The following is a 4918-nucleotide window of genomic DNA, read 5'->3' on the forward strand; positions in this document are numbered from 1 at the left end:
TAAATATACATTAAATTCATAGCTATGGTATATTATTTTACAGTGACATGATAACTAGATAAGAAATTCATCATTTTTAACATCAGCAATAGAAAAGCGATTCAAGCATATGTCTCAGCATGACGGGAGCAAATCAAGTATGACAGAAATCATAGCAAAAAATTGGCGGAGCATCCTAATCGTTAGTCTAACATCTGCTTTATATGCCCTGGCCAGTGTGGTCAGTGCGGCCTATTATGGCTATATTGTCGAACGTTCTCATCATAAAGATACCACGTTGTTTTTTATGATGATTGTTGCTGGGATTACGGTGGTCTTAATCCGCTATGTGTTTGATGTCATTAATCAAACACTGATGGTTAAATTTGTGGGCAAAATCATGTACGGTATTCGGGAAAAAACCATGGCTCGCATCACGGCTAACCAAGTGTCTGAATTTGGTCAGAATAAAGTCAGTTCTTATACGTCTAATTTACTCAACGATGTCGAATTAATTGAAATCAACTTAATTGAACCCTTTTTCGATTTAATTTCTCAAATCATCGTCGTTATCATTTCTTCAGCAGTCATTTTATATTATCAACCAACGGTATTCTTGATTATCATTTTGGGTTCAGCACTTGTGTTCTTGATTCCTACGCTGATGAGTAAAAAATTGCAGGAAAAGCAATTGGCCCTTTCCGAAAAATCAGAAAATTTGACCGAATCCGTGACGGATATTTTGAATGGTTTTGCAACCGTCAAAGCGACGCAAACATTACCTTATTTTTTAAAAGATTTTCAGCGCACAAATCAAAAATATACACAATCTCGCATTTCATCAGGCCAATGGATTATGTCGAATTATGCCACCTCAGCCACGCTTGGCCTATTTGTTCAGTACGCTGCAGTCCTGACGGCGATTTGGTTCATCATGCAAGGCGCCATTTCTATTGGTATCATGTTAACGATGGTGCAAACGATGAACACGCTGGTCTATCCATTGATTGGCATTTTTCAGCTAATTCCTCAAATGAAAAGCACCAAGCCCATTGTGAAAAAAATTGAAAACCTATCCAAAGGTCAGGATGATCACCAAAGCGACCTGCCAAAACGCGTCTTTAACGAACGTATTACGTTAAACCATATCTCGGTCAACCTTAACGACAAAACAATTCTTGATGATATCTCTTTGTCGCTCATTAAAAATAAGAAATATCTGATCATTGGCCCAAGTGGTTCAGGAAAATCAACGTTAGCCAATGTATTGGCAGGCTTTATCACTAATTTCGACGGGGAAATCAGTGTTGACGATCAAGTCGTCAACGCCAACAACCAAATGTTTGATATTGTGGCTTATGTGAATCAATCCCCTTATCTTTTTAACATGACCGTTGAACAAAATATTGTGATGTACAAAAAAGTTGATAACAACAAATTAGAAAAAGTACTTCTAGACAGTGGCGCGAAACAGTTTTTAACAAATGAAAATCAGTTAACCAATCAGATCACCAGTAATGGGACGAATTATTCAGGCGGCGAACGACAACGTATCGCCATCGCCAGAGGATTGTATCAACAAAAACCGCTGCTTGTGCTCGATGAAAGCTTGTCTGGCCTCAATTCAAGCTTGGCCCATGACGTTGAGAACAGTCTATTAAATCATGATGATTTGACATTGCTTTATATCACGCATAAGTTTGATATGGCATTACTTAAAAGATATGACGAGATTATTTGGATCCAAGATGGCAAGCTTTACCAGATGGCATCACCTGATGTCTTGTTATTTAATCAAGAATTTTTGAATTTTTTAAATATTGCAGGAAAATACAACGGTTCTGTCGCTGACTAATCCAATTCGTTCATTTCTAAGTTTATAAAATCCATGATATAATGAAACCATTAAAAAAGACCCATGCTAGAGACATGAGCCTTTAAATCACAAGCGCGCTGAGCGTTGGTGGTGTTGATTAAGTTAAATACAAACAAAAACCCCTAGAACCGGCCAAAGTTAAGGGGTTTTTGTTTGCCTATTTTTTAGACTTTTTAATCACATTGATCAATTCTATAATAGCCGTAGCCAATAGAACCAACTTAGTGATTAACACAATTACCGTGACCAAAGTGGCCATGTTGGATATTATCCTCTCTTATAGCTTGAGGTTAAACGCATATACATCACCCCCTGCTATCAGACTCACCAACGCCTTAACTTGCTTGCCTCATGATTGTAGCATAGTAAAATTTACCATGCGTTGACAGACTGTCAACGCACAACTCACTGACTGCTGACCTTTTGAACAACGTCTTGGGTTGATTGGCTGACATATCGCTGAATTTCATCCGGAGTTAATTGATGATCTTGACCAGTCTCAAAATTTCTAAAGAGCCAAATTCCGTCCACCTGCATCAAATAAACTGGACTCGCAGTCGTATCTTGACCAGCTTGTGTTGCTGGCGCACTGGATGCAACACTTTCGCCAGAAGTCACTGGTACGTTATCTGGTCGTTTTTCTTTGCCATACAGACCCGTCACTGCTGCATTTTCACTGGCTACCCGCTGACTCAGCGCTTACGCTGCTTTTTTTGTTGTCGTAGTCCGGTGAATCGCTGGCACTGACATGCACCACAAAATCCCAATCGCCAAAACAGCCATTAGCAGGTATCTCGTCTTAAAGTGCTTTCTTGCCATTTTGGTATTTTTCATCATTTTTTACCCATAGCTGATTCGAATTTCGTGTACACGAAAATATCATGATAAGATTATGGTTCATCTTATCATTGTGCATTTAGAATAGCAAAGATAATGACTAAAAAAGCAACCACAAACGTGGTTGCTTTTTTAGTAAGTCATCAAGGCCAAAAATGGCACATCCCCAGAAGCCATGATCTTTTCACGACCATGCAATTCAGTGAGTTCAATAATGAAGGCAACGCCCGCCACAACACCGCCGAGCTTTTCAATAATCTCGCGAGTTGCATTGATTGTGCCACCTGTGGCTAACAAATCGTCCACAATTAGGACCCGTTGCCCAGGTTGAATGGCATCCTTGTGAATTTCTAACACATTTTCCTTGCCATATTCAAGTGAATATGACGCGCTAACCGCTTCACGCGGCAACTTGCCACCCTTACGTGCTGGCACAAAGCCAACGTTCAAAGCGTAAGCCAAAGGTGAACCGACAATAAAACCACGTGATTCGGGTCCGGCAATCAAGTCCACATTCAAATCCTTTGCAAATGTAGCAATGGCATCAATAGCTTGATGATAAGCCACACCATTGCCCATTAAAGGCGAAATATCGCGAAAACTCACCCCTGGTTCAGGAAAGTTTTCTACGGTGGCAACATAATTGTGTAAATCTACTGTCATATTTTTTCTCTGAGCGCGTTCCGCTTGTACGAACACACCCTGCTTTCTATTTACTTTTTAACGATTAGCCAAAAATTTTTGATAGGTCACTGATGTCGTCAATGACTTTTGTGGGGCATTTGGAATAATTTTAACATAGCCGTCCACAATCCGGACAAATCCCAGCTCAATAAAGACTTGAATCATAATATTGAGGTCTTTGGGACTGAGTTGGAGTTGCTTAGCGATTTTTGCCAAGTTTTGCCCAAAGTTTAAGTCTTGATGGGCATAAATAAACTTATAAACCTGCGCAAAAAATTGCTTATGCGCCGTGTTTTCCACTGATTCTGGTAAGACCACATCTGCTAGTAACAACTGTAGCTTCGCTTGACCCCGGAAATAATTCAAGCCCAAAGTGGCGGCAAATGATACCCCAGCCGGTTGTTGCACAATGCGCGTCCAATCTGGATGATTAAAGCCAACCGCTTCAATTTGATTTGCTAGCGTTAACTTGACATGTTGTTGGGTAGCCCCCATTGTCATGGCTTTTTCAATTTTAGGCGTTTGGAAACCAAAGACTGGTTCCGGATTGTCCGTCCCAAAAGGTTCCATTAACTTTAACGCATCATAAAGCGTTGGCGCCAGTTGGTTAACGGGTAACATCATGTTCACTGTGACTTGTTTTTCAGGTATCACTAAGGCTGGCAAACTTGATAACCGCTCCCGCAGAATAGCTAAATTTGCTGGGGAAATACCTAAGCCAAGCGCACTGGCATGACCACCAAATGTGTTATACAAATCACGGTATTGACCCATGAGCGCGTACAAATCAAAATCGCCATATGTTCGACCAGAGCCTTTATACGTCCCATCGACCAGACTCAAGACAATCACTGGTTTGTGGATCAACTCAACGAGACGACTTGCCACAATCCCCAAAATACCTTGATGCCAATCATCGCCAGCCACGACTAAAACTTGATCGTTGGCATGGGCGTCTGACAACGCCAATTGCTTGGCCGCACCAAAAACTTCTTCAACAATTTCTTGACGTTGGGCGTTAATGGCTTCGACTTGCGTCGCCAATGCCGTCGCATCATCTGATGATTGCGTCAGTAGCAAATCCAATGCTAACTGCGCATCCCCCAAGCGACCAACAGCATTCAAACGTGGCGCAAGCTTAAAGCCAACCGTTTCTGAAATAATGGGTTGCTCAGGCAGTTGCCCGGCACTTTTTAATAAGGCAGCAATTCCTGGACGGGGACTTTCCGCCATTTGCTTGAGCCCCCATGAGACCAACGTCCGGTTTTCATCCGTCAGTGATACCATATCGGCAATTTCACCTAACGCCACCAAATCAAGCATTTCCGTTGGTAGTTCGCTTTTATCTTGTACCGGTTCCCCGTCAGTTAACAACGCTTGCGCCAGTTTGAACGCAACCCCGACTCCTGATAAATCAGTAAATGGATAGTCGCCTTCGGGATGTCTTGGATGGACAATGGCGTAGGCATCAGGTAACGTTGGGCCCATTTCATGGTGGTCGGTGATGATGACATCCACGCCTTGACTCATGGCATAAGCCAC

4 protein-coding genes are annotated in these 4918 nt (G+C 41.8%); 1 reads left to right on the forward strand and 3 read right to left on the reverse strand.

The window, feature by feature from the left end; genetic code table 11:
• Nucleotides 1–139 precede the first annotated feature (139 nt).
• The gene (locus ACW12G_RS06185; RefSeq protein ID WP_455647527.1) at nucleotides 140–1834 is read left to right on the forward strand and encodes an ATP-binding cassette domain-containing protein; all 1695 of its coding nucleotides are present in this window, start codon (nucleotides 140–142) and stop codon (nucleotides 1832–1834) included.
• Between the two features lie 426 nt (nucleotides 1835–2260).
• Here the strand turns inward: ACW12G_RS06185 and ACW12G_RS06190 are convergent, their stop codons facing one another.
• From ACW12G_RS06190 to ACW12G_RS06200, 3 genes are all read right to left on the reverse strand, one after another.
• Nucleotides 2261–2518: a hypothetical protein gene (locus ACW12G_RS06190; RefSeq protein WP_455647528.1), complete on the reverse strand. Its 258-nt coding sequence runs from the start codon at nucleotides 2516–2518 to the stop codon at nucleotides 2261–2263.
• Nucleotides 2519–2824: 306 nt separating this feature from the next.
• Nucleotides 2825–3355 (reverse strand): adenine phosphoribosyltransferase, encoded by a 531-nt coding sequence (locus tag ACW12G_RS06195; protein ID WP_029509700.1) that lies wholly within the window; start codon nucleotides 3353–3355, stop codon nucleotides 2825–2827.
• A gap of 57 nt (nucleotides 3356–3412) precedes the next feature.
• Nucleotides 3413–4918, reverse strand: a 1506-nt coding sequence (locus tag ACW12G_RS06200; RefSeq protein ID WP_455647529.1) for a single-stranded-DNA-specific exonuclease C-terminal domain-containing protein, incomplete at its 5' end; no start/stop codon positions are given.

It is taken from the genome of Leuconostoc sp. (assembly GCF_965300815.1).

Bases quoted from the DNA above. Each gene is read 5' to 3' on its own strand.
- ACW12G_RS06185 (WP_455647527.1), top strand. From the start codon at position 140: ATGACAGAAATCATAGCAAAAAATTGGCGGAGCATCCTAATCGTTAGT.
- ACW12G_RS06195 (WP_029509700.1), bottom strand. From the start codon at position 3,355: ATGACAGTAGATTTACACAATTATGTTGCCACCGTAGAAAACTTTCCT.